Annotated in this window: 26 protein-coding genes; 17 read left to right on the top strand and 9 right to left on the bottom strand. The window is 53.9% G+C overall.

From position 1 onward, the window contains the following. The first annotated feature begins 56 nt into the window (after positions 1-56). The 4 genes from NSS64_RS14905 to NSS64_RS14890 all read left to right on the top strand — a co-directional run bounded on the left by NSS64_RS14905 (position 57) and on the right by NSS64_RS14890 (position 3,498). Positions 57-389 carry a hypothetical protein gene (locus NSS64_RS14905; RefSeq protein ID WP_341140609.1) on the top strand — a complete coding sequence of 111 codons (333 nt, stop codon included), beginning with the start codon at positions 57-59 and terminating at the stop codon, positions 387-389. Between the two features lie 63 nt (positions 390-452). After that, on the top strand, positions 453-812 hold the full coding sequence (locus tag NSS64_RS14900; protein ID WP_341140608.1) for a BlaI/MecI/CopY family transcriptional regulator: 360 nt from the start codon (positions 453-455) through the stop codon (positions 810-812). After that, positions 809-2,239 (top strand): M56 family metallopeptidase, encoded by a 1,431-nt coding sequence (locus NSS64_RS14895; RefSeq protein WP_341140607.1) that lies wholly within the window; start codon positions 809-811, stop codon positions 2,237-2,239. Before NSS64_RS14900 ends, NSS64_RS14895 begins: the two co-directional genes overlap by 4 nt. Before the next feature lie 329 nt (positions 2,240-2,568). After that, positions 2,569-3,498 carry a phosphotransferase gene (locus NSS64_RS14890; protein ID WP_341142819.1) on the top strand — a complete coding sequence of 310 codons (930 nt, stop codon included), beginning with the start codon at positions 2,569-2,571 and terminating at the stop codon, positions 3,496-3,498. Between the two features lie 51 nt (positions 3,499-3,549). On the opposite strand, the gene NSS64_RS14885 is transcribed toward NSS64_RS14890, so the two are convergent. Then, positions 3,550-4,965, bottom strand: a complete 1,416-nt coding sequence (locus tag NSS64_RS14885) for a metallophosphoesterase (RefSeq protein WP_341140606.1) — start codon at positions 4,963-4,965, stop codon at positions 3,550-3,552. 279 nt (positions 4,966-5,244) lie between these two features. Between NSS64_RS14885 and NSS64_RS14880 the strand changes: the two genes are divergently transcribed. Beyond that, positions 5,245-5,844, top strand: a complete 600-nt coding sequence (locus NSS64_RS14880; protein ID WP_036729316.1) for a nitroreductase family protein — start codon at positions 5,245-5,247, stop codon at positions 5,842-5,844. Between the two features lie 80 nt (positions 5,845-5,924). Beyond that, a complete protein-coding gene (locus NSS64_RS14875) occupies positions 5,925-6,119 on the top strand; it encodes a DUF2188 domain-containing protein (RefSeq protein ID WP_341140605.1) in 195 nt (64 codons plus the stop codon). Between the two features lie 108 nt (positions 6,120-6,227). On the opposite strand, the gene NSS64_RS14870 is transcribed toward NSS64_RS14875, so the two are convergent. Both NSS64_RS14870 and NSS64_RS14865 read right to left on the bottom strand, forming a co-directional pair. Further along, the gene (locus NSS64_RS14870; protein WP_340941279.1) at positions 6,228-7,406 is read right to left on the bottom strand and encodes a peptidylprolyl isomerase; all 1,179 of its coding nucleotides are present in this window, start codon (positions 7,404-7,406) and stop codon (positions 6,228-6,230) included. 254 nt (positions 7,407-7,660) lie between these two features. Further along, complete coding sequence (locus tag NSS64_RS14865; RefSeq protein WP_173126417.1) at positions 7,661-7,996, bottom strand: LytTR family transcriptional regulator DNA-binding domain-containing protein; 336 nt, start codon at positions 7,994-7,996, stop codon at positions 7,661-7,663. Between the two features lie 184 nt (positions 7,997-8,180). On the opposite strand from NSS64_RS14865, the gene NSS64_RS14860 reads away from it, so the two are divergent. Beyond that, positions 8,181-9,287 carry a lactonase family protein gene (locus NSS64_RS14860; protein ID WP_341140604.1) on the top strand — a complete coding sequence of 369 codons (1,107 nt, stop codon included), beginning with the start codon at positions 8,181-8,183 and terminating at the stop codon, positions 9,285-9,287. A gap of 137 nt (positions 9,288-9,424) precedes the next feature. On the opposite strand, the gene hfq is transcribed toward NSS64_RS14860, so the two are convergent. Continuing rightward, complete coding sequence (hfq, locus tag NSS64_RS14855) at positions 9,425-9,646, bottom strand: RNA chaperone Hfq (protein ID WP_173126423.1); 222 nt, start codon at positions 9,644-9,646, stop codon at positions 9,425-9,427. A gap of 112 nt (positions 9,647-9,758) precedes the next feature. Here hfq and NSS64_RS14850 point away from each other — a divergent pair, with 112 nt between their 5' ends. After that, positions 9,759-10,430 (top strand): phosphatase PAP2 family protein, encoded by a 672-nt coding sequence (locus NSS64_RS14850; RefSeq protein WP_341140603.1) that lies wholly within the window; start codon positions 9,759-9,761, stop codon positions 10,428-10,430. Between the two features lie 100 nt (positions 10,431-10,530). Here NSS64_RS14850 and NSS64_RS14845 read toward each other — a convergent pair whose 3' ends face one another. Next, positions 10,531-11,031, bottom strand: a complete 501-nt coding sequence (locus NSS64_RS14845) for a hypothetical protein (protein ID WP_340992612.1) — start codon at positions 11,029-11,031, stop codon at positions 10,531-10,533. A gap of 193 nt (positions 11,032-11,224) precedes the next feature. Between NSS64_RS14845 and NSS64_RS14840 the strand changes: the two genes are divergently transcribed. Next, positions 11,225-12,280 carry an FUSC family protein gene (locus NSS64_RS14840; protein WP_076074501.1) on the top strand — a complete coding sequence of 352 codons (1,056 nt, stop codon included), beginning with the start codon at positions 11,225-11,227 and terminating at the stop codon, positions 12,278-12,280. Positions 12,281-12,365: 85 nt separating this feature from the next. Beyond that, positions 12,366-14,723, top strand: coding sequence for an RNA polymerase recycling motor HelD (gene helD, locus NSS64_RS14835; RefSeq protein ID WP_341140602.1), 2,358 nt, complete (start codon positions 12,366-12,368; stop codon positions 14,721-14,723). Between the two features lie 352 nt (positions 14,724-15,075). Here the strand turns inward: helD and NSS64_RS14830 are convergent, their stop codons facing one another. The 3 genes from NSS64_RS14830 to fsa all read right to left on the bottom strand — a co-directional run bounded on the left by NSS64_RS14830 (position 15,076) and on the right by fsa (position 17,531). Beyond that, on the bottom strand, positions 15,076-16,272 hold the full coding sequence (locus tag NSS64_RS14830) for an MFS transporter (protein WP_341140601.1): 1,197 nt from the start codon (positions 16,270-16,272) through the stop codon (positions 15,076-15,078). A 12-nt stretch (positions 16,273-16,284) separates the two neighbouring features. After that, positions 16,285-16,728, bottom strand: coding sequence for a MarR family winged helix-turn-helix transcriptional regulator (locus NSS64_RS14825; protein ID WP_340941270.1), 444 nt, complete (start codon positions 16,726-16,728; stop codon positions 16,285-16,287). A gap of 155 nt (positions 16,729-16,883) precedes the next feature. Continuing rightward, positions 16,884-17,531, bottom strand: a complete 648-nt coding sequence (fsa, locus tag NSS64_RS14820) for a fructose-6-phosphate aldolase (protein ID WP_036694437.1) — start codon at positions 17,529-17,531, stop codon at positions 16,884-16,886. A 134-nt stretch (positions 17,532-17,665) separates the two neighbouring features. Between fsa and NSS64_RS14815 the strand changes: the two genes are divergently transcribed. Next, positions 17,666-18,229, top strand: coding sequence for a hypothetical protein (locus NSS64_RS14815; protein WP_341140600.1), 564 nt, complete (start codon positions 17,666-17,668; stop codon positions 18,227-18,229). Next, positions 18,213-18,767: a macro domain-containing protein gene (locus tag NSS64_RS14810; RefSeq protein WP_341140599.1), complete on the top strand. Its 555-nt coding sequence runs from the start codon at positions 18,213-18,215 to the stop codon at positions 18,765-18,767. The genes NSS64_RS14815 and NSS64_RS14810 overlap by 17 nt, the downstream gene beginning before the upstream one ends. Before the next feature lie 34 nt (positions 18,768-18,801). Here NSS64_RS14810 and NSS64_RS14805 read toward each other — a convergent pair whose 3' ends face one another. Continuing rightward, a complete protein-coding gene (locus NSS64_RS14805; protein ID WP_036694433.1) occupies positions 18,802-18,999 on the bottom strand; it encodes a hypothetical protein in 198 nt (65 codons plus the stop codon). A gap of 124 nt (positions 19,000-19,123) precedes the next feature. On the opposite strand from NSS64_RS14805, the gene rpiA reads away from it, so the two are divergent. The 5 genes from rpiA (at position 19,124) to NSS64_RS14780 (ending at position 24,610) form a co-directional block, all read left to right on the top strand. Continuing rightward, positions 19,124-19,804, top strand: a complete 681-nt coding sequence (gene rpiA, locus NSS64_RS14800; protein WP_341142818.1) for a ribose-5-phosphate isomerase RpiA — start codon at positions 19,124-19,126, stop codon at positions 19,802-19,804. After that, positions 19,773-20,279, top strand: coding sequence for a VanZ family protein (locus tag NSS64_RS14795; RefSeq protein WP_340992616.1), 507 nt, complete (start codon positions 19,773-19,775; stop codon positions 20,277-20,279). Before rpiA ends, NSS64_RS14795 begins: the two co-directional genes overlap by 32 nt. A gap of 60 nt (positions 20,280-20,339) precedes the next feature. Further along, positions 20,340-20,780, top strand: coding sequence for a GNAT family N-acetyltransferase (locus NSS64_RS14790; RefSeq protein ID WP_340941262.1), 441 nt, complete (start codon positions 20,340-20,342; stop codon positions 20,778-20,780). A 222-nt stretch (positions 20,781-21,002) separates the two neighbouring features. Further along, on the top strand, positions 21,003-21,455 hold the full coding sequence (locus NSS64_RS14785; protein ID WP_341140598.1) for a MarR family winged helix-turn-helix transcriptional regulator: 453 nt from the start codon (positions 21,003-21,005) through the stop codon (positions 21,453-21,455). Further along, positions 21,452-24,610, top strand: a complete 3,159-nt coding sequence (locus NSS64_RS14780; protein WP_341140597.1) for an MMPL family transporter — start codon at positions 21,452-21,454, stop codon at positions 24,608-24,610. Before NSS64_RS14785 ends, NSS64_RS14780 begins: the two co-directional genes overlap by 4 nt. Positions 24,611-24,823: the final 213 nt, after the last annotated feature.

Here is a 24,823-nt window from a genome sequence, read left to right as displayed (position 1 = left end):
GCCGGATGTGGTCGAAAAACCGACCACATTCGGTGCGTCAGAGGCGTGTGGGCCGGATGTGGTCGAAAAACCGAACACATTGGGCGGAGGCGTGTGGGCCGGATATGGTCGAAAAACCGACTACATTCGGTGCGTCAGAGGCGTGTGGGCTGGATATGGTCGAAAAACCGACTACATTCGGTGCGGCAGAGGCGTGTGGCCCGGATGTGGTCGAAAAACCGACTACATTCAGTGCGGCGGAGGCGTGTGGGCCGGATATGGTCGAAAAACCGACTACATTCGGTGCGGCAGAGGCGTGTGGGCCGGATGTGGTCGAAAAACCGACCACAATGGGGATGCCGCAGGCATTTTGTTCTGTGGGAGTTACCGGTCTTGCCTTGACAATATAGGTTTATTGCAATAGACTTAACATCATTAGGTCTACTGCAATAAACTTATAAGGAGTGAAGAGGATGGAGCCATACAAATTATTTGATGCCGAATATAAATTCGCTTGCCTGATCTGGGATCATGAGCCGATTAACTCTACAGAGCTGGTGAAGCTGAGTCTCTCGGAACTGGGCTGGAAGAAGTCCACGACCTATACCGTATTGAGAAAGCTATGTGAGCGGGGAATTCTCAGAAACGAGGGGGCCACGGTCACAGCTATCATCCCGAAGTCGGAGGCGCAGCGGCATGAGAGCCAGACGGTAGTGGACAAAGCCTTTGGCGGGTCGTTGCCGCAGTTTTTGACTGCTTTTCTCGGGGATAAGAAATTGTCCGCGAAGGAAGCGGCGGAGCTGAAAAGGATTATCGAGGAGGCCTCCCGATGACGGACCTGTGGATCAGCATTCTGAATATGAGCGTTACAGCCAGTTATGTAGCCGTGGCCGTCATGCTGGCAAGAGTCCTGCTGCGGCGCGCGCCCAAGATTTTCTCCTATATCCTGTGGTCAGCTGTAATGATCAGGCTGATCCTGCCCGTCAGCTTCACTTCAAGCTTCAGTATCCTGAGGCTGGCAGGGCGGCCTGCAGGCTCGCCCGGCACAGGGCAGCTGCAATTCGTTCCGCAGCATATAGGGAAGCAAGCGCAGCCTGCATTGGACACCGGAACAGATTCAGCAGGAAGCCTGTGGAACAGTCTGTTTCCGCCGGTAGCACCGTCGGCAAGCGTGAATCCTGTGCAAGTCATCCTGTGGGCCGGCAGTATGATCTGGCTGACAGGTGTTATAGTCCTGCTGCTGTACAGCGTGATCTCTTACCTGAGAGTCATGCGCAGTGTCCGTACAGCAACAATTGTGAAGGGGCATGTCTTTGAGACGGACCAGATCATGACTCCATTCGTATTCGGCTTCTGGAAGCCAAGGATCTACATCCCGGCCGGGATGAGTGAACAGGAGCTGTCCCATATCCTGCTGCACGAGCAGACTCATATTAACCGGCGGGATTACCTGATCAAGCCGCTGATGTTCCTGCTGGTCATTCTCCATTGGTTCAATCCGCTGATGTGGCTGTCTTTTGTGCTCATGAGCAAGGATATGGAGATGTCCTGCGATGAAGCGGTGATCCGGAAGCTGGGTCCGCAGGTTAAAAGCAGTTACTCAGGCTCCCTGCTTGGCTTCTCAGCCCGCCGGAGCGGTCTTATGACCGGCAGTCCGCTGGCTTTTGGAGAGAGCAGTGTAAAGGCACGGATTAAGCATATTCTTGCTTACCGCCAGCCGACCTCGGGGAGTGTGGCCGCTTTTACCCTCGTTCTTGTGATCCTGCTGATTGGATGTACCGCTAATCCCAAGCCTGTGCAGCATCCGTCGCAGCTGTTATATTCCGGTTATACGGTGGATCAGCTGCTGGAGAGCAAGACAAAGTATATTGGCGACGCCAGCAAGGTCACAGCGCAGCTTGGTGCAATGCCGCTGCCGCAAGGACTAGAGAGGGCAGGCATTGAACTGACAACCGGCTCCCGGCCGTATGAGTTAACCATCAATTATACAGTGAACGATATTAAGGGAATGTGGAACGATGAGCTTCAGGCGTTAAGCCGGGACCCTCTCCTGAAGAATTCGGTCCTGCTGTTCACCCTGATTGATAACGCGGATATTATTAATTACTCACTTGCGGATGAAGGGATAACTTACAGCTTCACGTTCGCCAGAGAAGAGGTGGATAAGCTGCTTGGAGAGGATGTCCGCCCGTATGGAGCGGATGAAGCTGGTCTTCGTAAGCTGATCGACCGGCTGGATAGTGTCAAGCTGACTCCTTAAATGCCGATTTTTACAGAATCCTGCTTGCCGCCCTGGATGGTTGTAGTAGCCGGTGCGGCGGGTGGAATGGTGATCGGGTGGTGACTTAAGCGTATAACTCATGGAATGCTCCCTACGTGGGGTGCAACCTAGAGGGGCGTAATGCTGGGGGATTATGTATGCCGACTTTTTCCAAGACCTAATTCAACATAATAACAGAACGCAAAGAAACAGTCTATATTTTTCTCCGGGAATGGAATAGAGTGGAGTAGCCGGCAATACAAGAAGAAGCGGAGTGTGGTTACTTGAAATTTCATTGTCATCTGGAGGCTGCTGCGTTGCAGGAGTATGTGGAGAAGGTCTTCGGTACGCGTTATACCGTCGCTAAGGTCAGTAAGATGGAGGGCGGTGCCCAGAAGGTGGTCTATAAGCTCGACTTCAGCAATGGCTTCTCCTGTATTCTGTATGTGTGGGATCTTGCCATGAATTATTTCCAAGAAGAAATCGTTAATCATAATATACATGCTGAGTCCTACGGGAGCGAATTATTTGAGAGCAATAACAGGTTCCTGACGGAGCATGCAATCCGTACGCCATTACTCTATGATCTGAACAGGGACAGAGACCGGTACGATTTCGATTATGCGCTGGTTGAATATGCTGCCGGACAAGATGCCGAGGTGTATTTCCAACATCCCGATAACAAGGTTCAGAATAAAGTCTTCCGGCAGCTGGGAGAGATGATTCACGCCATGCATAGGATTCAGAGCAGAACCTATGGCAAACCGAGTGAAACTACGCCTAACAACATACAATGTCATCTGCATCAATTATACAATGGGATAGAACAGCTATCTTACGCCGCAGAGCATGTGGAAGCCATCCGCAAGAATCAAGGAAAACTGCTCGAGCAGCTATACAGCCTGGAGTCTAAGATAGCACCCCGCAACAGCTACGGATTCATTCACGGGGAGCTTGGCCCCAACCATGTGATCGTTACGGATCAGCTGGAGCCTTGCCTGATTGATATTGAAGGAGCCGAATTCTATGATATTGAACACGAGCACAGCTTTCTGGAGATGCGTTTTGGGGAGCACTACCGCTATCTGAACGATGCTCCACTCGATGAGAACCGGAAGCGGTTCTATAAGTTCCATCATCATCTCTCATTAATTTCAGGCGGGTTGAAGTTAGTTCACCGAGGGTTCCCTGACCAGCAGCTTGCCAGAGGAATTGCCGATCGTCATACTCACTGTGCGCTCCAGTTTATAGAAGCTTAAACCTGGAACAAGCCTCTCTTTCGTATACCGGAAGGGAGGCTTTGCTGTCTGCTATTGTGTAGTCAGAACCATCTCCAGCGAGGTATTGCTCACTTCTGCATGCTCTGCCATACTGCGGATATATCCCGACATGAAGCCGCCCTCCATACTCTCCCACAGCTTGAATCCCGGCATCGCCCGGATCTCCTCCAGCGAATCAGCAGCGTTCCCGGCAAAATACTTCACGTTCAGCTTCGACATCACCTCAGCCATCGACTGCTTCTGCGCCTCCGTGAAGCTGCTCTCCTTCAGCCGGTTCATCGCTTTGTCATAGAAGTTCTCTGCGAAAATCTGCTCCGCATACGCTTTGAAGTTCAGCAGGTGCGGATCGGTCTTGTGGTTGGCCTTGGCCCAGCCGTCAACATCTACTTGAGCGGTGTGGTAGGTCACGGCCCGTGAAGCGGGATCGAAGGTCATTCTGCCGTACTGGTGCGGATTCACCGCCATGGCGCTTGTAGCAATATCATAGACAGGCAAGGCCGGATCTATCGAGGCTTCCGGAGGATCGCGGCGGATATCCTGCATATGAATATGCCCGGATAATACCAGGTTTAGCCCACTCTTGCGAAAAGCCTTCATCGTCTCCTGGCTGTTGTTGAGCTTGAAACCGGATACGGCCATGGAAGTATGGCTCAGCAGATTATGATGCATCACTGTAATAATCGAAGCATGCTCCTGAGCGGCCAGCTTCACATTGTCATCGATCCAGGCAAGGGTGGACGGCAGCAGGCGCCCGTCGGTCTGCGGAAAATTATATTCTTCGTTATGTGCATACTGGGCACTATCAAGCATTAGCAGCCACAGGCCCGGAGCGGCCTTCACCACATAGCTTAAGCTGTCCGCATCCCGCGAGACCGCCTCGTTATATCCGAAATCGTCATAGATGCGCAGGAAATCCTCTACATTAATATGCTTGGCAACGATCTGCTTGTCACCGTCGAACGATCTGGCCCAGGGGTTGTTGATATCATGGTTGCCGGGAATGACGTAGACGCGGGTTCCGGCAGCCTCCATCCGGTGCAGCTTCGCAGCCAGCTCCTGATGACTGTCCGCTTCCCCGTTATTGGTGAGATCTCCGCTCAGAATGAGAAAAGCCGGCTTGTTCTGTTCCACATCCCGGACCAGTGCTTCGGTCAGCTCATCGCTGTAAGGAAGCATTTTGCCATCGCCGCCTGTGACATAGGTCTGAAAGGCCTGACCGCCGTCCTCCAGGGATTTGTCCAGATAATGCGTATCGGTGGCGACCCAGAAGGATACAGGTTCTCCGGGTTCTATAGCAGGGGTCACGGCCTCAGCAACTGCTGGAACAGCGTTCAAGGCAGAAGAAGCGGAGTCTTCACACCCGCTGAGGATGAGGATGGAGGAGAGGAGCATCATTAAGGTGAGCTTTACCGCATGGGTTGTGCGGTTATGAAGAGAGGTGCGCATGGCTTAACCTTCTTTCTGTATTTTTGGCTGAACCATTGTAGCTTATTTATGAGGGGGTTGTATATACGATATGTTAGCCGTTGTTTCTAAACCTCTATAATAGCTTATAGAAAATAGTGGAAGGTGCATAATTGAAGGCAATTCAGCGACACTAAGAGCGGATATACAAAATAAAGCGCTGGTACAGGAAAAACTTGTGAATGATGTGTTGTATTCAGACCGGAACAGTGTTATGATTAAAAAAAGTAAGTTACTTAATTAAATGGAGGTAGTTATTTTATGTCTAAGACTTTTTTTGAAGCGGTAAAAGGCAGACGTTCCATATACGCCATCAGTAAAGAATCCCCAATCTCTGATGAACAAATTCAGAAGATTGTAGAAGAGGCTGTTCTACATAGCCCAACTTCCTTCAACTCGCAAAGCTCCAGAGCTGTAGTATTGCTGGGCGAACAACATGATAAGCTGTGGGATATTACTGCAGAAACCCTGCGTAAGATCGTTCCTACTGAACAATTCGAAGGCACGGCTCAGAAGCTGTCCTCCTTCAAGGCCGGTTACGGCACTGTGCTCTTCTACGAAGATCAGGCAGTGGTGAAGCACCTGCAGGAGAACTTTGCACTGTATGCTGAGAACTTCCCGATCTGGTCCAACCAATCCTCAGGGATTCTGCAATACGTAGTATGGACTGCCTTCGCCGAAGAAGGTCTGGGAGCATCCCTTCAGCACTATAACCCGCTGATCGATGATGAAGTGAAGGAGACCTTCGGTATTGCTGCGGACTGGAAGCTGATTGCCCAGATGCCATTCGGCAACATCTTAACCCCTCCAGGCGAGAAGGAATTCCAGCCGATTGAAGAACGTGTGAAGGTAATCAAGTAAGGAAACCCTGCGATAAGCAGTTTAGAACCTCCCTGATCCGGCTAATTATGAATATAGCCCGTTCAAGGAGGTTTTTTATAATGCCATGGGATAAAGATAACTACCCGGATTCACTGAAGAACTTCATGGCCCCCGTTCGCAACAAGGCGGTGGAGATTGCCAACGCCCTGCTGGAAGAAGGCTACGAGGAGGGGCGGGCCATCGCCATTGCCACTGCACAAGCCAAGGAGTGGGGCGAGAATCACGATAGGCAGATCCGCAAAAAGGATCACTGACCGTTCAGCGTGGACTCCGCTGGTAAGGCGTCCATCTGGACATAAGCAAAGAGGACAAGCGGTTATCCGCCTGTCCTCTTTGTATAACTAGCTTGTCCATCAACAGAGTTATTTCGTTGCAGGAGCTTCTGTTGCAGCAGCAGGAGCTTCACTGGCTGCCGGAGTAGCAGATGCATCCGGTTTATCGGTCAAAGTATTCGTGATTTTGGCATTCTTGTTCAGATCAGCGAGCCAGGTAGCGGACATCTCGGATACCTTCTGTGACATCAGTGTCTTCTTGATTTCGTCTTTCTTCTCGGCCAGTGTATATTCTTTGGCTTCCTTGCGGTCAGTCACCTTGATGATGTGGTAGCCGTAATCGGATTTCACAGCGCCGCTGGTTTCGCCAACCTTCAGCTTGAAGGCTGCATCGGAGAATTCAGCAACCATGTCACCGCGTTTGAAGAAGTCCAGATCGCCGCCTTTGTCCTTGGAGCCGGTGTCAGCGGATTTTTCTTTAGCCAGTGCGGCGAAGTCCCCGCCGTCTTTGAGCTGCTTAACGATTGCATCCGCTTCTTCCTTGGTCTTCACCAGGATGTGGGAAGCACGAACTTCTTCCTCCTGATTGTATTTCGCTTTGTTTTCTTCGAAATATTTGGAGATTTCATCATCGGTAACCGTTACCTTTGGTTCTACCAGCTTGCGGATTTCAACCTGGAGCGGCATTTGCTTCTTCAGGTCTTCAATGGTCATCGAGCTCTGCTGCAGAGCGTTATTCAGAGCTTCCTCGCCGCCGAACTGGGTTTTGAGGTTCTCGATCTCTTCATTGATGTCTGCATCGGTAACCTTAATGTTGGCTTTCTTGGCTTCCTGGCCCACCAGTGTGGTGGTAATCAGGTTTTGCAGGGTGGATTCCCCGCCGGCTTCAACCAATTTATCATACAGCTGCGCTTTGGTGATGTCTGTTCCGTTCACGGAAGCAACGGCAACTTTGCTGTCATCTTTCTTGAAAGGCTGTACAATCAGCACTACGATTAGCGCCGCTGCCAGTACGAGCGATGCAATCATCCAGCCTTTGCCGCCGCCGGATGGAGCAGGTGAGGAAGGAGGAGTACCGCCGCCGCCGACTTTGTTCATCACGGGAACGCTTTCTTCAACTCTTGGAGCTGTTCGTACAGGTTCCTGCGGTACAGGGGCTGTTCCGGCAGGTTCAATAACTTCTTCCGGAGTACTCACAGAAGCGTCGTTCTCTTCCGGCGTAATGCCGTTTTCTAGCTTTTCATTTTCATTGAAATCTTTTTTGTCCATTATAATTAATGACTCCCTTCAATATAGGTGGTGCCTGTCTTTCTACAACTTTACCAGAAAACAGAATTCCAAACCTTAAGAAAGTATAAAAAAGCACAATTACTTTTTAAGATTCCATTAAGAAACAGGTAAAACACAGGAAAAACCGGAGCAGCACGGGTGTCCCCATATGCGCTCCGGCCTGATGAGAGAGACTGTAATGATTCGCATAGAATAGTACCAAGGTGCAAGCTGTGTGCGGATAACGCTCCGGCTTAAGAGCTCAGTCCCTTAAGCAAATGGCGGATGTTCTCCTGCTTGCGTCTTGGAACCCGTACAGACTTGGCATAGAGGCCCATTTCACCGAAGTAGATGCAGTCGTCCTCAATGGAACTGATCTTGTTCAGGTTCACGTAGCAGCCACCGTACACATGATAATAGCTGTTGCTCGACAATAAGCGGTTCAGTTGCTCGGCAGTCATTCTCTTTTTAATATTGTAGTTTCTGCCGTGAAAAATGACCAGGTCATGGTCCCCGACCTTAAAGAACAGAATGTCTGTCTCCACCTCGAAGTCCTCGTATACATTTCTGGCTTCCAGCAGGCTGCTCATTCGTGTTCCCCCTTTATCTTGATTAATAACATTAATGTTAGCGCTTTCATTATATCATACTCTGAACGGCTTGAGAAGTCTTATTTTTGAAATGTTTTTTGTCATTTTTTCCGTTGCATTTGTCAACCCTCACGAAAAATTGTAAATTATATAGATGGCTGTTTAACTTGAGGAGGAATTCTAGATGAACGAGAAGACGAAGCTGCTGTTATTTACCGGTTCCTATGCCACCGCAGATGAGAGCGGAATCCAGGTGTTTGCCTTTGACGGTGAAGCCGGAGGCACGCTGGAGCGGCTGGATACCGCAGAAGGCCTGACGAATCCAACGTTCGTCAATGTGGACCCTTCCGGCCGGAAGCTGTATGCCATAGGGGAGAAGCCGAACGGTACGGGCGGCAAAGAAGGGGAGGTTATAACCTTCGCTATCGATCCTGAGACAGGCAAGCTGAGCGAATTGCAGCGGATTCAGACTATGCCTTCCGAGGGCAAGGGCCAGAGCACGACCTGTAACATTAACCGGGACGCGGGGAATGAACATCTGGTCGTGTGCAGCTATCACGGAGGATCGGTCGGACTGCTTAAGCTGGACCAGAACGGACTGCCTGTAGCATTGACGGATATCGCTCAGCATACGGGACATGGCGGGACTCCGGGCCAGGACCGTCCCCATCCGCATTCGGCCATCTTCAGCCCTGATGGACGCTACCTGTTCGTCTCGGATCTGGGACTGGATCTGATCCGCAGCTACCGGATAGATGCAGAGGCGGGAACGCTGGAAGCGATTGGAGACACCCCGCTGCATGCCGGGGCAGGACCGCGGCATTTCGTGTTCCATCCAGACGGGAAGTCCGCTTATGTCATTAATGAGCTGGACAGCACGGTGACATCCTTCCTGTATGATGCTGCGGCAGGAACCCTGAAGACGGCTGCTACCGTATCCACACTGCCTGATGGATATGGGGCCGGCCAGAACAGCTGTGCAGAGATCACCTTCTCCAAGGATGGCAAATATCTGTACGGCTCGAACCGCGGGCATGACAGCATCGTTCAGTACGCTGTAAATCCGCAGACGGCCGGGCTGACCCTGGTAGAGCATGTATCCACCAGAGGCGGACATCCCCGTCACTTCACGGTTACACCGGATGGTGCCTATCTGATTGTTGCCAACCGGGACGGCAATAATCTGGTTGTCTTCTCCCTGGACGAAGGCAGCGGCCGCCTGAGCTTCACCGGCAATACCGCTGAGCTGTCGAAGCCGGTGTGCGTGATGCCGGCGGTCTTCCCAGCGTAGGACAGGCTGCCTGCCCCTGCTGGACCTGAGGAGACAACGGCAAAAGGAACACCGGGATGCTGCTCCGGTGTTCCTTTTGAGTTCGTAGACAGTTCATGGGTAAGAGCTTAGGTTAGAATGTGCGCCGTGCAGACAGCTTATTTGAGCGAGACGGGCTTCAGCGGCACCACTGTGGAGACGGCCGATTTGAAGAGTACGTTCTGTCTTCCGTCACCCTGACCCTGCAAGGTGATCGTATAAGCGTCGTAAGAGGTTATCAGTCCCTGCATTTTGACTCCGTTAGTTGTGAAGATCGTCACCGGCATCTTTGTTGAGATGCACTGGTTCAACAAACGTTCCTGCAATTTTAGACTTTCCACTTGGCAGCACTCCATCTTTAATTAAAATAATTTCTCCAGGCCATTATAACACGGGACAGACCATCCCAGGAAATGTGTTCATAAGGCCTGACAAATAGACAAGGGGGTAGTTATGCTATATTATCATTACTGGTCCCGCGGATTCCGGCGTTTTATATGGTTTTTGCTGGCTTTTATCCTGATCGCATTAATGGTTAAGCTGGACTTCGCCAAGGGCTTCGACCATGCGGTGATCCGGTTCGTGCAATCGATGGAATCTCCGCCGCTGACCGCACTGGCCAAAAGCTTATCCTTAGTCGGCTCCTCGAAGCTGGCAATAGGGATCTCCGTGCTGACCATGCTCATCTTGTTCTTCGCGCTGAAGCACCGGCTGGAGCTTGCCTTGTTCCTGTGGGTGGGCCTTGGCTCCCAGCTGCTGAACACGCTCTTGAAGCTGTGGTTCCACCGGGAACGTCCCACCATTCACAGGCTGATTGAGCAGGCTGGTTATAGCTTCCCCAGCGGACATTCAATGGCAGCCTTCTCGTTATACGGGATCATTGCCTACCTGCTGTGGCGGCATATGCACAGCCGGAGCGAGCGGTTCCTGCTGATTCTGTTCACTGTGCTGATGACCGGGGGGATCGGCTGGAGCCGGATTTATCTGGGGGTGCATTATCCGAGTGATGTGATCGGCGGCTATGCCGCGAGCGGAGCCTGGCTGATGCTGTCGGCAGCCTGCTTCGAGGCTTACCGGAATTACAAGGCGAATCCGCGTAACACAAAGAATGCCCGGAAGAAATAACTCCGGGCATTTCCGCGCCTGTCCTCTTACATATTGCGTGCATCTGTGAAGAGGACTGGCTTGGCTGGCTTGTCCTCCTCAAGGCCGGATGCCTTACCGCTCAGGGGGCCTTCGTTGCAGCAGGCGGCGGTGACGGCTTGCCCTGGTGAAGCTGGGCTGCGCGGCTGAGGCTGCGCTTAATCAGCGTCGGCAGGCCCGGCTTCAGCTTCGCCGCGTCTTCCTGCGTCAGTTTCCCATCCTTGACGAATCCATCCAGCTTCAGGCTGGCGGCATCGCTCAGCTTCTGGACATACTGGTCTTCGCTCCAGCCCTTCTTCTCCTGGGCCAGACCCGCCAGGGTCTTACCCGATTTCAGGCTGGCAATCAGCTCCTCGCGGCCCATTCCGAGCAGCTCAGCCGTTTCGCTGATAATGAAATGGCCTCCGGCCCTGAGATTCCGGTCCCCGCTGCGGTGAGGGGGATGCTCTCTGCCGGTATGCGGTGAGGCCGGGGGAGGGGTAGCTGTGCCTTTGGGAAGCTGCTCGCCGAAGGCGGCGGCTGGAGACAGGGCAAGCATCATGGCTGCTGCCCATGCGGTTAGGGTTCGGGTCGTTTTTTTCATGGATACACCTCTTCTGTTGGTTGTAGTTACTACCCGGTATAACAGTATTCCCTGAAAGCTGAAAGAATCCTGAAGCCCGGCTTAAGACATACTAAAATTCGCCAGCGCAGTTCATGGGTAATAACAAGATATACATAAAGGATGAACATCCGCAGTAATTATGATAAGCTTCAAGCTCTTGGGAGGGATGGACTTGGCTTTCGGTGCCCGCATACTCAAAACAGGAATGGCCGTAACGCTTGCCCTTTATCTGTCCGTTCTATTCAACTTCGCCTCTCCTGTCGGTGCGGCTATTGCGGCAATCTTTGCTATGCAGCCCTCCATATACAGATCATGGCGGTATTTCCTCGATCAGATCCAGACCAGCACGATGGGGGCGGTGATCGCGCTGCTTGGCGGAATGCTGCTCTCCAATGAACCGATTGCGGTTGGACTGGTATGCATCCTGGTGATTATGATCAGCATGAAAATGAACCGCGCCGATACCATCGGCCTGACGCTGGTCACAGTCATCTCTGTCATGGAGGCTTCCGGCCAGTGGCAGTTCGCGTTAACCCGGTTCCTGCTGACCCTGACCGGGATTCTGTCGGCTTTTATTATCAATATCTCTGTATTCCCGCCGCAGCCGCGCAAGCAGTATATCCAGCAGATCGAGAATGTGTTCACCAGTCTGTCGCTGCTGTTGCGGACGGCGGTGTCGCATGAGATGAAGGAAAGTGTATTCCGGGATGAGAAGAACGGCCTGGAGGGCTCCATTAAGGCGCTGGCTGACAAATATGCCTTGTTCGAGGAAGAACAGAAACAGCTCCGCAGGGCTAAATACAGTCAGACGAGGCAGATGGTAGTCTACAAAAACCTGCTGAATTCCCTGCAAAAGGGCTATCAGGTGCTTGAGGCGATTGACCGGCATTATTTCCAGGCCGACCGGACGGAGCAAACGGATGAGCTGTTCGACCGCCATCTGGAGCAGCTGATTAAGTATCATGAGTACATTCTGCTGAAATTCGAGGATAAGCTGAAGCCGGGAGCCAATGACTCTGAGCCGCTGGCGGAGGACAATGACCGCTTCCTGAAGTCCGCTATTAACGGGTATGATCCGCAGAAATCCGGGCAGCTTCGGCTGTCGGTGGTGGCTGCGGCCATCTATGACTACGGCTATCAGCTGGAGCGTCTGGATAAGGTGGCTGACCAGATCCACCGGATGAACGCAGACGACAAGGAAAGTGCAGTGCTGAGCGAGAAAATCTAGAGCGTAATGAATATAGCAAAAACTTGTAAAAGGACTACAGAGTTGGTAACATTGTTAGTCAACCTTCCGAAGGGGATGAAATGAATTGGATAAACATGATCACGAGTGGCAAAAGGAGCAGGAGCGGGTAAACGGCATCACCAAGCTGCTGTCTGCCCATATCCGGCTGCTGTCAGAGGAGCTGGGACTCCACCGCACGGATGTCGTGGATATGCGCAAAGATTTCTGGGAAGAGGTCACAGTGAACTTCAGCAGCCCCGACGATCTGGGGGAGACTTCAACCAGTCTGCGGCAGCAGGCACAGATTCTGAACGAACGCGAACGCCATCATCTGCAATCCAGCAAGTCGCTCAAAAAATATAAAAAGCTGGTGGTATCGCCCTATTTTGGCCGGATTGATTTCTCGGAGGCGGGGGATGCTGCGGCTGACACCATCTATCTGGGCATCGGTTCGCTGATGGAGGATAACGGGACCTTCCTGATCTATGATTGGCGTGCGCCCATCTCCAGCCTGTATTATGACGGGGCGCCGGGACCTGCATCCTATGAGACGCCGGGCGGACAGATTACGGGTACCATGGAGCTTAAGCGCCAATTCGTGATTGATAACGGTGAGATTGAAGTCATGTTCGACACGGGGGTCACCATCGGCGATGAATTGCTTCAGCAGGTACTGAGCCACAGCGCCGATGACCGGATGAAGTCGATCGTAGCCACCATCCAAAAGGAGCAGAATGCGGTCATCCGCAATGACCGGAGCCGGATGCTGGTTGTGCAGGGAGCCGCCGGGAGCGGCAAGACGTCAGCGGCGCTCCAGCGGGTAGCCTATCTGCTCTACAAGTACCGTGAGGTGCTTCAGGCGGACCAGATGCTGCTCTTCTCGCCCAACCCTTTGTTCAATAGCTATGTATCTACTGTGCTGCCTGAGCTGGGGGAAGAGAACATGCAGCAGACCACCTTCCAGATGTACCTGGAGCACCGGCTGGGCCAGGAATTTCAGCTGGAGGATGTGTTCAGCCAGACGGAGAGTCTGCTGAATGCCCCGGACGGGGAGGACGCTTATATCCGCCGGGAAGGTATTACTTATAAATCGTCAGTAGCCTTCCTTAGCGCCATCCGGCAATATGTGAATCTGCTGGAGCATGAAGGCATGCTGTTCAAGCCGCTGATGTTCCAGGGGAAGGCGGTTGTCTCTAAGGAAGAGATGGAGCGCCAGTTCTACAGCTATGACCCGGGCATCAAGCTGGCGAACCGGATTGAGCTGATGACGGGCTGGCTGCTCAAAAAAATTGCGGCGTTCGGCGTTGAAGAGCGGAGTGCGGCATGGGTAGACGAGCAGATCGAGCTGATGGACAACAGCGATTATCAGCGTGCCTACAACCAGATGCGCCGTAAGGGCGGAGGGCATAACGACAGCTTCGATGATTATGATGCGGAGCGGATCCTGCTTGCCCGCTACGTGGTCAGCCAGCGCCTCAAGCCGCTGCGCGGCTGGACCAAGCGCGGACGCTTCGTGGATGTGAAGGCGCTGTACAGCCGCTTGTTCGAGGGTCGTGAGCTGATAGAGAGCCTGGATACCCGCCAGCCGCTGCCTGAAGCATGGGATGAGATCTGCGCGCAGACGCTGGCTGCAATTAGGGGCAACGAGCTGGCCTATGAAGATGCGACGCCGTTCCTGTATTTGAAGGAGCTTAGCCAGGGCTTCCGGACGAACACGCTGATCCGTCATGTTATTGTGGATGAGGTGCAGGATTACTCGCCGTTCCAGCTCGAATTCATGCGCCGCCTGTTTCCCCGGGCCAAAATGACTGTGCTGGGCGACCTGAATCAGGCCATCTATGCCCAAGGCGAGGTGCTGGGAGATCTGGCCGGACTGGTGAGCATCTACGGCGAAGAGAACACCGAGGTGATCTCGTTGACCCGCAGCTACCGGTCTACGTATGAGATTGTTGAATGCACGCGGGCGATGATTCCCGGCGGCGAGAAGATCATACCCTTTAACCGCCGGGGGGAGGAGCCGCTCCTGACGCTGGTGGACAGTGAAGACGATCTGCTCTCCTCAGTGGAGCAGGATGTGCTTAAGCTTCATGCGGAGGGTTATCATTATGTGGCCGTAATCTGCAAGACAGCAGAAGAGAGCGCACAGGTATACCGTGAATTGGAGAAGCGGCTGCCGGTGCGGCTGGTCACGAAGGAAACGCCTAATTTTCAAAAAGGGACGCTGGTGCTTCCGGCCTACCTCGCCAAGGGCGTCGAGTTCGATGCCGTAATCATCTATGACGGTTCCGCTGAGAAATACGGGCGTGAACATGAACGTAAGCTGTTCTATACCGCCTGTACCCGGGCGATGCATCTGCTTCATATCTACAGTCTGGGACAGCCAAGCCCGTTCCTGCCTGCTGCTGTGCGTGAAACGGTTACGGCTGGTACGCAGGAGAAGTGAGTAAATATAAAACCGCCTGCGCGTGTGACGCGAGGCGGTTTTGTCTTTTTATTAGGGAACCATAGTTTCCTGCTGCTGTGGACAGGTGTGTGTTGGATCAAATGTATGTCAAAAACAGCATACATTCGGTGCGTAAGCAGGCACACGGCTTGAATGTATGTCAAAAACAGTATACATTCGGTGCGTAAGCAGGCACAGGGCTTGAATGTATGTCAAAAACAGTATACATTCGGTGTGTAAGCAGGCACAGGGCCTGAATGTATGTCAAAAACAGCATACGTTGTGCCCGCGCGAAGGTAATCTTCATCATCCTGTTAGGGTGGTGATATCTCCACTTCACGTAAACGTAAAGCTATCCCTGTAAGGCAGCTTTACGCTTACTGTTCTGCCGGGTCACGAGTACCAGAAGATAGACAGCGAGCAGCAGGAGAGGCGCTAATATCGAATACCGGTACATTACGGCGTAGCTGGTGAACATGGCGACAGCGCCAAGCAGCATGGAGCCGATGGCGACACCGAGATCCAGGGAGTTCAGGAACATTCCGTTGGCTAACCCGCGCTGGCGCGGCTCGACAGACTGGATCATCCAGGTCTGGAGTGCAGGCTGCATGGAGCCGAAGCCGAAGCCGTAGCATAGTGCGGCCGGGAACAAGCCCGCCGTTGTGGAAGCGAAGGAGAGCAGCAGCAGACCGGCGACAATGAACAGGCTTCCCGGGATGAGCAAGGCAGCCGCACCATAGCGGTCGTAGATTCTGCCGGAGAGCGGCCGGATCACGACAATGGCTACGGCATTGAACAGGAAGAAGTAAGCGATATGCTGGAGGTGCTTCTCTTGCCCGTAGAGTGCCAGGAAGCCCAGCAGCCCGCCGTAGGAGATGGATAAGAGGAAGTTAAGCAGGCAGGGAAGCAGCAGCCTGCGGTAAGGATTGCTTCCCGCAGCTGCAGCCGGAACTGCGGCCGGCTCCAGATGTCCGCCAGGCAGTGTTTTCGCCAGGCGGAAGCCCATCGGCAGGATCAGAGCAAGCACGACAGCTGTCCCCAGGAGCAGGGACCCGAAGCCTGGTCCTTGCAGAAGGCTGAGTCCGATTAGCGGGCCAGCCGACATGGCAAGGCTGGTGGATAATCCGAAATAGCCCATGCCCTCACCCATCCGGCGGATAGGGATGACATCAGAGGCCATGGTCGGGAACGCCGTGCTGGCCATGCCGAAGCCTACGCCGAACAGCATGCGGAACAGCAGCAGGGTGAAGATGCTGCCAGCGAAATAATAGCCCGCCACCGCAGAGAGGGAAACGGCAAGGCCGAGGAAGATCAGCAGGTTGCGCCCGCCCTTCTCCAAGGCCCTGGCGGAGAAGAGGCGGGAGGCAATCGCGCTGAAGGCGAACAGGCTGGTGACAAGGCTAACCTGCACGGGTGAAGCATGCAAGGCACTTTCCGCATAAGCCGGGAGGGTAGATAAGGTCATCTGCAGTCCTATGAACAGCAGAAGATTGCAAAGGGTGAGTGTGATGAAGGATGTGGTCCATAGACGTTCAGATGATTGATTCAAGTGTTTTGACTCCTATTCCTGATGTAGATTTCCGGTGTTGTGATAGATTTGCTCCAGCATACTGCGGAGGTCTTCAAGCTGCTGCGGCTCGAGCCCGGCTACAGCCATATCTATAGTCTGCTGCTCCAGTGCTATAGTGTTCTCTATTAACGCCCGCCCCTCTCCGGTGGCATAGAGCTGGAACGCCCTGCGGTCCCCGGGGTTGGCCGTTTTGGTAATGAAGCCTTTCTTGAGCAGGAGCTCCACGATCCGGGCGGTAGTCGGCTGGTCTTTGGCAGAGGCAACCGCAACCTCCTTCTGGTTGACTCCGCTGCGGTCACAGATCATCAGCAGGGTGGACCATTGCTCGGGTGTGATGTCATACGGCTTCAGCGCCCGGGCGAAGCTCACGGAGATTCTCCGGTGGGTCGAGCCCAGCAGGAACCCGAGGAATTGCTGGGGAGAGGAAAGAGTCATAAATGAACTGCTCCTTTGTAATTACTTGTTACAACAAGTATAAGCATAACAAGTAAATGAGTCAAGGATGAATGGGGTCCTTCCAATCTGACAACACCAAAAAAGCCCCGCTCCGCATGATGCGGAAGGGGGCTTGAACAGTAAGCTATGTTGTTTTAAACCTGTGGAACCTTCTCCCAGTCCTTCAGGAAGCGTTCGATACCATTGTCGGTCAGCGGGTGCTTCCAGAGCGATGGCAGGAGTGAGCCCGGGATGGTAGCGATATGAGCACCGGCAATGGCCGCTTGCTCCACATGGGCGATGTTGCGGATACTGGCGGCGATGATCTCGGATTTCAGGTCGTAGTTGGTCAGGATCGTCTTCAGATCCTTGATCAGCTTCATGCCATCCACACCGATATCATCCAGACGTCCGACGAACGGACTGATATAAGTAGCTCCTGCCTTGGCGGCCATGAGGCCTTGAGCAGCGGAGAATACGAGGGTTACGTTGGTTTTGATGCCTTTTTTGGTCAGTTCATAACAAGCTTCCAGACCATCTTCGGTCATAGGCAGCTTGATGACCACGTTCGGAGCCCATTCTGCGATCTCGTAAGCTTCCTTAAGCATCTCTTCAGCCGTAAGGCCGATAACCTCAGCGCTTACAGGACCAGGGACAATAGCTACGATCTCCTTGATTACATCCTTAAACAATCTGCCTTCCTTGGCGATCAGCGACGGGTTCGTCGTTACGCCATCCACTAATCCGAGGCGGGTAATACGTTTGATTTCCTCAATATTTCCGGTATCCAAGAAAAATTTCATTTCCAGGTATCCTCCCTTGATTTCGTATGGATTTGACAAAACAGCAGGCTCCACTTCATTATGAGACATGCCACGTGAAGTTTCAACTGTTAATTTGAATCTCTCAAAATAACTTTATGGAATCGGCGCAAAAAATGGTTTTTACGCGGGTAGGACCATTCACGGTTACTTCTGTCCATGATACTATAGAAGCGGTATTGTTCATTACAGGCGATGGGCTGGTGACAGGGATGTATACTTTAATTGCGGGAGTGGTGCTGTTTCTGCTGGTCACAGCCGGAATTATTGCATATCAGAACAGCAGAATTCTTGCGGAGCAAGAGACGGATGCTTCCAGAGCGCATACCGGCAATCTGATGTATTCGGTATATAATCAGAGGTTCTCTGCGGGCGAGGAGCTGCCGGAGGCGGTGCCGTTGTTCCAATTCACGGTGGTTGAGCCCGGGGAAGAGGACCTGCCGGAGGCAGAGGCGGGAACAACCCGTGCCCTGTGCAGGGTTGCCGCTGGTACGGGTGAGCTGGTGTTAACTGATGCGCAGAATTATATGCTGGGTATTCTCCGCCAGGCCGCAGTGCAGGGGGGCCGGCTTACGTATGTTTCTTTTTTGGGGAAGGCTGCCCGCAGGGGTGAAAAGGAACTGATTCAGGCGCTGGAGACTGCGGCGAAGGAGGAGACCAGCTATGCAGATCAACGTTAATGATGTAGTCCTGTCGGTGCATGAAGGCGACATTACCTCCTGGCAGGGCGAGATGATCGTCAATGCCTCGAACTCCGGTCTGTATGGAGGCGGGGGAGTGGACGGGGCTATACACCGGGCCGGGGGCCCGGAAATTGCAGAGGAATGTGCGGTAATCCGCCGGAAGCAGGGCGGTATTCTTCCCGGCGAAGCAGCGCTCACCAGTGCGGGACGGCTTGCTTTTCGCGGAGTGATACATACGGTGGGGCCGATCTGGAAGGGCGGTACGGCTGGTGAAGCGGCTGTGTTGGCGAGATGCTATAAGAGCAGCCTTGATCTGGCTTGCGCCCATGGGGTGAAGAGCCTCGCTTTTCCGAATATCAGCACGGGCATTTACAGCTTCCCGAAGGATCTGGCCTGTAAGACGGCGTTGGAATCAGTAATTGGGTATGTCCGCGCGAAGAGCCCGGCAAAGCTCCCGCTGCGGCAGATTGATTTCGTCTGCTTCGAGCATGAGAATGCCGGGCTGTACGGGGCCATGCTCGGGAATTATAGCTGAACGGTAAAAGCCTGTCGGGGCAGAAGCCCGGAAATCAGGCGTGATACTTGCCTGCGGGTGCGTTCAGCACCCATTCCAGCATTAGAATCAGATCTTCCAGCCTGGTCAGCTGGGCGTCTAGCGCGGCCCTCTGCGGGTCACCGGGGGGCAGTGGAGCCAGCCGCGACTCGAGGGATCTGCGCTGGAGCGTCATTTCGTTGATTTTGGATTGGATTTGGTTCTCGGTTCTCATGCCGATGCCTCCTGATGAATTATTAGTTTCAGGCTGATAGTAAGGATAAGAATTCCTTGTGGACAGGCACAGCCGATTCCACTTCGTTCATTATAACGGATAACATGGAGGGAATAAAATGAGTATCAATGTGAAGCAGCTGGCAGCAGAGAAGGCAGTCGAATATGTGCAGGATGGTATGAAGGTGGGCCTGGGAACAGGCTCCACTGCTTACTGGGCCATCCGCAAGCTGGGGGAACGGGTAAGCGAGGGCTTGCAGATTACAGCCGTTGCTACTTCACAGGCGTCTGAGGACCAGGCCCGTGAGCTGGGCATCCCGCTGGTAGCGTTCAGTGATGTGGACAGCCTCGACCTGACGATTGACGGGGCGGATGAGCTGGACGGGGCGCTGCAGCTGATTAAGGGCGGGGGCGGTGCGCTTTTGCGGGAAAAGATTGTCGCTATGGGCAGCGCCCGCATGATCGTTGTAGCCGATGAGAGCAAGGCGGTGACCACGCTCGGGAAGTTCCCGTTGCCGGTGGAGATTGTACCGTTCGCCTGGGAGTGGACGGTTGCCGCTCTCGCTAAGCTGGGCTGCACAACGGAGCTGCGGCGCAGCGGAGAAGACCTGTACAAGACGGATAACGGCAATTATATTGCGGACTGCCGGTTTGAAGCGATTGAATCGGCCGCAGAGCTGGCGCTTGCCCTTCAGCGTATTCCGGGAGTTGTCGAGCACGGCCTCTTCATCGGAATTGCAGATCTGGCGATTATCGGCAAGAAAGACGGCACGATTGAGATTATTGAAGGTGGCCAGGATCGCTAAGCCGCGTACAAGCCGCCGGAAGGGGAAGGCCGCTACAGTCAAGCAGGCGCTTCCACCCGGACGCCGGTTCCTGGCCTGGCTGCTGCTGATTGCCTATAGCGGAATGCTGCTGTACTGGATGTTCATCGGGTTCGGACGGACGGTTCAGCTGGACGGGCCGCTCCGTTACAATCTTGAACCGCTACGGACAGTGCGTTTATACTTTGACATGACCAATGGATTATCGTATGCTAACAGGCTGGTGAACCTTCTGGGGAATGTGGCGGTATTTGCGCCTTTTGGCATTCTGCTTCCGCTGGTGGTGACCGGCTACCGCTCTTTTATCCGGCTTACGCTTCTGTCTGTACTGGGCATTATGGTGCTGGAGCTGCTGCAGATGCTGCTGCATGTCGGGAGTCTGGATATCGATGATCTGCTGCTTAACCTGCTGGGTGTGTGGACAGGGTATGCACTGCTGCGGCTGGTGCGGGGATAGCGGAGGCACCCGGGTCAGGTATAATTTCGGGTCAGGTATACTTTTAGGAGGATGAGACATATGTTGATTGATTTGAAGCCGCTTGTCGGCACACCGCAGGTGAATGAGCTGCTGGCTTATGCGGTTATAGATGACCCGGATGCGCTGGTCCGCACTTCGGAGGAATACAGTAAGCTTGCGGCCATGCAGCTGTGCGGCTGGGAGGAGGACGGGCTGCTGGTCGGACTGACCGGCTACGAAGAGACCGAAGACGGCTCGCTCGACATCCGCCATATCGCAGTGCTCCCGGAGAACCGGGGCAAAGGGTATGCGCGCGGCATGATCCTTGAGCTCGTCACCTCCCGTCAGCCGCGTTATCTGGTAGCGGAGACCGAGGACGAGATTGCCGCTGACTTTTACCGCAGTCTGGGCTTCATGGTGTACAGCCTGGGCGAGAACGCTGCCGGCATCGAAATGTTCCGCTGTGTCTATGAGGTGGAAGAGACGGAGGACGAAGAGTAAGCGGCCCGGACGGTATCGGGAGATGCAATAGGTGAAATTCACAATAGCCACTCAGCACTTTGCGTGCAGGGTGGTTTTTTGCGTCCATGAGGCGTATTTAATCCCCCTGATGAATATCAATGTAAAATTCATGAAACCAGTTGACTTTTAACGCAAAGGACAATATAGTTTTACTGTGAAACAGTTCGACACGTGAACTAATATGGAAAGGCGGAAGCAGCATTGAAGAAAGACGCAGAAGAATGGATCAACCGCTACGTAGATGCTTATATGGTCGTTACGAGGCAGATCAATGCGCGGCTCCGGGATATTTTTGGCGAAGGTCTGACAACGGACCAATTCCTGATTCTCAGGCTGATCAGCGGACAGGAGAGGTGTACCTCCACGTATCTGGCTGAAGCAGTCGCCGTAGGCAAAAGCTCGATTACTGCCATCATCAACCGGCTGGATGAAGCCGGGATGATTCAGCGGACCCGGGACGAGAATGACCGCAGGCAGGTGTATTTGACCATGACGGAGTACGGACAGAGCGTCTACAAGACCTCTGAGAAGCAGATGCAGCAGGTGATCTCCCCGTACTTGTTCCACTTCGAGGATGACAACATAGAGCAGTTTATAACCATGTTTGAGAAGCTGGCATTTCTGATGCAGGATACAGGGGGGAGAAGCAATTGAGAACGATTTTGAAGGCAAGGTGGGCGGTTATCGCGGTGTGGCTGGCTGTGGCGGTTGTGCTATTCCTCACGGCTCCCGGGATGCCCGATCTGGTGCGCGAGAAGGGTCAGATCGCTGTTCCGGCTGGCTACACCTCATCGCGGGCTGCGGAGATTATGAAGGAGGTCGCTGCGGCCAAAGACGGGGAAACGGTACATCAGGTTGCACTGGTGTTCCATAAGCCGGAGGGGCTGACGACCGCAGACACCGAGAGTATTAAGCAGGGTGTGGAGCAGCTGGCCGGGAACAAGGATTCCCTGAAGCTCAGCGCGATTACAGATCCGTTCTCACAGCCTGAGCTGAAGGATACGCTGATTGCGGAGGACGGCAAGACGATTATGGTCGCATTGTCGGTGCAAGGCGGAGAGGAGGCAGTCAAGGAACTCCCGGCTAAGTCTGCTGAGCTGCTGGGCAACGTTACGGCGGAGCATTATATGACCAGCGAAGGGCTGATCACGGAGGATACGATTGCCAGCTCGGAAGCCGGTCTGAAAAAGTCGGAATACATCACAGTCGTGTTTATTCTGCTGATTCTGTTCGTGGTGTTCCGTTCATTCGTGGCTCCGTTCGTGCCGCTGCTGACGGTGGGGCTGAGTTATATCGTGTCCCAGTCGGTTGTCGCGTTTCTGGTGGACCGCTTTGACTTTCCGCTCTCGACGTTCACCCAGATCTTCATGGTCGCTGTCATGTTCGGGATCGGGACCGATTACTGTATCCTGCTGATCAGCCGGTTCAAGGAGGAGCTTGCCCAGTCGGAGGATACGCAAAGCGCCATTATCGCCACTTACCGGAAGGCTGGCGGAACGGTGTTCTATTCAGGGCTGGCGGTCTTTGTCGGCTTCGTGGCGATCGGCTTGTCCAAGTTCATGCTCTACCGTTCGGCGGTAGCGGTGGCTGTCGGCATAGCGGTGATGCTGCTTGCACTTGTGACCGTTGTGCCGTTCTTCATGGCGGTGCTGGGTCCTAAGATGTTCTGGCCCTCCCGCGGCAAGCTGGAGCACAGTGAGAGCCGGATCTGGGGAGCGGCCGGTTCGTTCTCGCTGAAGAGACCCTGGGCTGCGCTGCTGATCGTGGCTGCGGTTGTGGCACCGTTCCTGCTTACCTACAGCGGGAAGCTGAGCTTCAACAGCATGGATGAGATCGGGCCTAACTACGCCTCGGTCAAAGGGTTCAATATTATATCGGAGAGCTTCGGACCGGGTGAATCCATGCCGGGCAAGATTGTCATCAAGAATGACGACCGGATGGACACTGCTGAGTACATGGGCCTTACAGAGAAGATCAGCCGCGAGCTGGAAAAGGTGGATGGCGTTAAGGCTGTGCGCAGCATGTCCCGGCCTACCGGGGAGCAGATTAATGACTTCCTGATTCCTACTCAGGTAGCTACGCTGGCGGACGGTCTGGATCAGAGCAGTGAAGGGTTAACCAAGATCCAGAGCGGGCTGAGCGAAGCGAGCAAGCAGCTGAAGGATAATGGGCCTAAGCTTTCCGAGGCCGCCTCGGGCAGTGCGAAGCTGACAGAAGGAACGGCTGAGCTGAAAAAAGGCATTGACGCGCTGGGCGATGGCCTAACGCGGATCGAGGAGGGTATCCGCAGCGGCGGGGCCGGAGCGGGAGAGATCAAAGCCGGCCTGGCGCAGGCGGCGGGCAGTGCGAAGCAACTGGCACAGGCCAATGCCGCGCTGCTCGAAGGGTACAAGAAGATTGGCGGCGGCCTGACAGCGCTGAACGGAGGTCTTACTGGTCTGCAGACACAGCTTCAAGGTGTGGCAGATGCGCTTAACGGTCTGGGAGCTTCCTTCACCGGACTGGAAGCCGCCTATCCAGAGCTGCTCCAGGATGTGAATTACCAGACGATCAAAGGTACAGTTACGCAGAGCGGTACGGGAGCTGCGGGACTTGCCGGAGGACTGGGCCAGATCTCGGCCCAGCTGAGCGGAGCGGCGGCTGGATTGACCGAGGCCAACGCCGGGTATTCCAAAGCGGCAGCGGGGCAGGCTGCGCTGGCGAAAGGGCTGGATCAGCTGGTAGCCGGTATCGGCAAGCTGCAGTCCGGGCTGGAGCAGGCGGCTGACGGCCAAGGGCAGATTGTCGGCAAGCTTCCGGAGATCACCACCGGGCTTACACAGCTGCAAGGCGGGCAGAAACAGCTTGCTGACGGGTTCGGCGAGCTTACGGGCCAGCTTGGACAGCTGACGGACGGCCTGACGCAAAGTGCGGATGGTCTGGGACAAATCACCGGAGGCTTAAGCTCGGCACAGGATTATCTCAAGCAGATTCAGGATGCCAAGGATGATGAGCTGAGCGGATTCCTGGTTCCGGCAGAGGCGCTTGAGGCCAAGGGCATGCAGCAGGTATTCGATACCTATCTGTCCGGGGACCGCAAGGTTATGACCCTGGATGTGGTCTTCGCCGGGAATCCATACAGCGCGAAGGCTATTGACAGCGTCGGACAGATCCAGGAAGCGGTGGACCGTGCCGTGGCCGGCACCAAGCTTGCGAATGCGGAGACAGCCATGAGCGGCGTGACCAGCACCTACAATGATTTGCAGACCATCTCCAATGAAGATTACACGCGTACAGTAATTCTGATGCTTAGCGGTATTTTCATCATTCTGGTGGTGCTGTTCCGCTCGATGATTATGCCGCTGTATATTATTGCTTCATTGTTAATCACTTACTTTACGGCACTGGGCATCACTGAAGCGATCTTCGTGCATCTGCTGAACTACTCGGGAATTACCTGGACGACGCCGTTCTTCAGCTTCGTGATGCTGATTGCCCTCGGGGTGGATTACAGTATCTTCCTGATGGACCGCTTCAATGAGAACAAAACCTGGGATGTGCGGGAAGCCATATTGCACGCCATGCGCAATATGGGGACCGTGATTCTCTCGGCTGTAGTGATTCTGGGCGGTACCTTCGCCTCGATGTACCCTTCCGGGGTACTGTCGATGATGCAGATTGCGACGGTTGTATTGTCCGGTCTGGCGCTGTATGCACTGGTATTCCTGCCGTTCTTCGTGCCGGTGATGGTACGGATGTTCGGCCGGGCTAACTGGTGGCCGTTCCGTCCGGCGGCCGGGGAGGATCACCCGAAATCACTGGATATGTAATGTTCAGCATTACATGATGGGTCACAATGATGGAATTCAATACAAGAGCAGGCTTTCGCTACTAAGCGGAGCCTGTTTTTGCTGTTAAGGAAATTATGATTTGTGTCTGCCACTGGATAGGGTTGTTTACGAAGGAGGAAGCTGAAATGTACGCGGAAAACTGAACATAATGGGTTGGCGCGAAGGGTGTGTGTCAAATGTATGTGAAAAACC

It is taken from the genome of Paenibacillus sp. FSL H8-0122 (assembly GCF_038005345.1).
Lineage (GTDB): Bacteria > Bacillota > Bacilli > Paenibacillales > Paenibacillaceae > Paenibacillus_AQ.
Note: the sequence above shows the minus strand (reverse complement) of the source record. Positions and strands in the feature narration are given on the sequence as shown.